We start from the raw sequence: 2227 nt of genomic DNA, 5'->3' as shown, positions 1-2227 counted from the left end.
AGGCCGGGGAGGGGGCGGTGGTGGCCGGGGGCACGGCGGACTCCTCACTGTGGCGGACGACACGATGATGCATCCCACCCAAGCACCGTGCTTTCATTCCGTCCAATGACTCTTGTGGGGGTCACTGATGTGCCGGAGTCATCGGTGCGAGGCGACCCGGGGAGGCCGGGAGAGGTGGGCACGGGGAGGACCCGGGGCCGCGCGCAGACGCTGTCAACTTCGCCGTCCCCAGATCCGGGCACCTTGTCCACAGGAGTTGTCCACAGATGTGGAGAGTGTGGATGACGGTGTGGATAGGCGTGTACCAGACCGTGTAATAAGGGTGCAAACGAGGCTGCTGTCAAGTTGGATCGATGGGGCCGAAAGGGGGGTGGAGAAACTTCCTCCACAGCCCTGGGGATCGCATCGTCCCAGGTCAGAGCGGGATTATGGGAGCGGTCGAGCGGTTGTCCCCAGCGTGGTCCTCAGGCGATCCACGCGACACGCCGCCGAATCCACACGTTGTCCACAAGGCCTGTGGGAAACGCGGTTGCCCAGCCTCCACGGCGCGCGTAGTGTCGCGTGGTATCCCCAACGCGAGGGCGGGTATTGGCCGCAGGTGACCACTGACAGGCGCGCATCCGCTCGGACCGTCGCCCCGGGGACCGTCGCACCGTCCGCCTGCAGGAGGGTGCGGCGGCACGGGCGGTGACAACAGAGGAATCAGAGCCGGGAAGACCGGCGAGGGCCGCCGTCGTGCGGGCTGTGGGAAGGGAGTCTCCGGACGTTGACTGAGAACTACGGAGACTCGGGCTCCTACGACGGCGGCCGTTCCTCTGAACGCTTCCTGCCGCCCCAGGACCTTGAGGCGGAGCGCTCGGTGCTGGGCGGCATGATGCTCTCCAAGGACGCGATCGCGGACGTGGTGGAGCTGCTGCGCGGCCACGACTTCTACCGGCCCAGCCACGAGATGATCTACGAGGCGATCATCGACCTCTACGGCCGTGGTGAGCCCGCAGATGCCGTCACCGTGGCGGACCTGCTGAACAAGCGCCAGGAGCTCAGCCGCGTGGGCGGCCCCGCCGTGCTGCACGAGCTGATCCAGTCCGTGCCCACCGCCGCCAACGCGAGCTTCTACGCGGAGATCGTGGCGGAGAAGGCCGTCCTGCGGCGCCTCGTCACCGCCGGCACCAAGATCACCCAGCTGGGGTATCAGGGCGACGGCGAGGTCGAGGAGATCGTCAACGAGGCGCAGTCCGAGATCTACAAGGTGGCGGAGAACCGCCAGTCCGAGGACTACGTGCGCCTCGCGGAGATCATGGAGCACGCCGTCGACGAGATCGAGGCGGCCGGCAACCAGGGGGAGGGCCTGACGGGCGTCCCCACCGACTTCTACGACTTCGACGAGCTGACGCAGGGCCTGCACGGCGGCCAGATGATCGTGATCGCGGCGCGCCCCGCCGTCGGCAAGTCCACGCTCGCGCTCGACTTCGCGCGGGCCGCGGCCATCCACCACAACATGGCGACGGTGTTCTTCTCATTAGAGATGGGGAAGAACGAGATCGCGATGAGGCTTCTGAGTGCCGAGGCGACGATCGCCCTGCAGGACCTGCGCAAGGGCACCATCCGGGACGACCAGTGGTCCAAGATCGCCGCGACCGTGGGGCGGCTGAACGAGGCGCCGTTCTTCATCGACGACTCCCCGAACATGACCATGATGGAGATCCGCGCCAAGTGCCGGCGGCTCAAGCAGAAGAACAACCTCAAGATGGTGGTGCTGGACTACCTGCAGCTCATGAGCTCGGGCAAGAAGGTGGAGTCCCGTCAGCAGGAGGTGGCCGAGTTCTCCCGTGCCCTCAAGCTGCTGGCCAAGGAGCTCGACGTGCCGGTGATCGCGCTGAGCCAGTTGAACCGTGGCAGTGAGCAGAGAACGGACAAGCGGCCGCAGGTGTCCGACCTGCGCGAGTCCGGCTCGATCGAGCAGGACGCGGACATGGTGATCCTGCTGCACCGCGAGGACGTGTACGACAAGGAGTCCCCGCGCGCCGGTGAGGCGGACCTGATCGTGGCCAAGCACCGCAACGGGCCCACGAAGACCATTGTGGTGGGGTTCCAGGGGCACTACAGTCGCTTCAGCAACCTCGCACAGGATGGCGGGGGTTCTGGGGGGTTCTAGGTGTAGGAGGGCATGACGTTGTTGACTCGGGCCGGGGCCAGTGAGGCCGGAGGAGCGTCTCCGCAGGAGGTA

1 protein-coding gene is annotated in these 2227 nt (G+C 66.5%); it reads left to right on the top strand.

Features of this window, described 5'->3' with window-relative positions; translation table 11 throughout:
- Positions 1–826: 826 nt before the first annotated feature.
- The gene (gene dnaB / locus QL983_RS11050) at positions 827–2155 is read left to right on the top strand and encodes a replicative DNA helicase (RefSeq protein WP_111763569.1); all 1329 of its coding nucleotides are present in this window, start codon (positions 827–829) and stop codon (positions 2153–2155) included.
- Positions 2156–2227: the final 72 nt, after the last annotated feature.

The sequence above is a fragment of the Micrococcus sp. APC 4021 genome (genome assembly GCF_030407635.1).
GTDB classification, from domain to species: domain Bacteria; phylum Actinomycetota; class Actinomycetes; order Actinomycetales; family Micrococcaceae; genus Micrococcus; species Micrococcus luteus.
The sequence above is the reverse complement of the archived record's forward strand: the minus strand, read 5'-3'. Positions and strand labels throughout refer to the sequence as shown.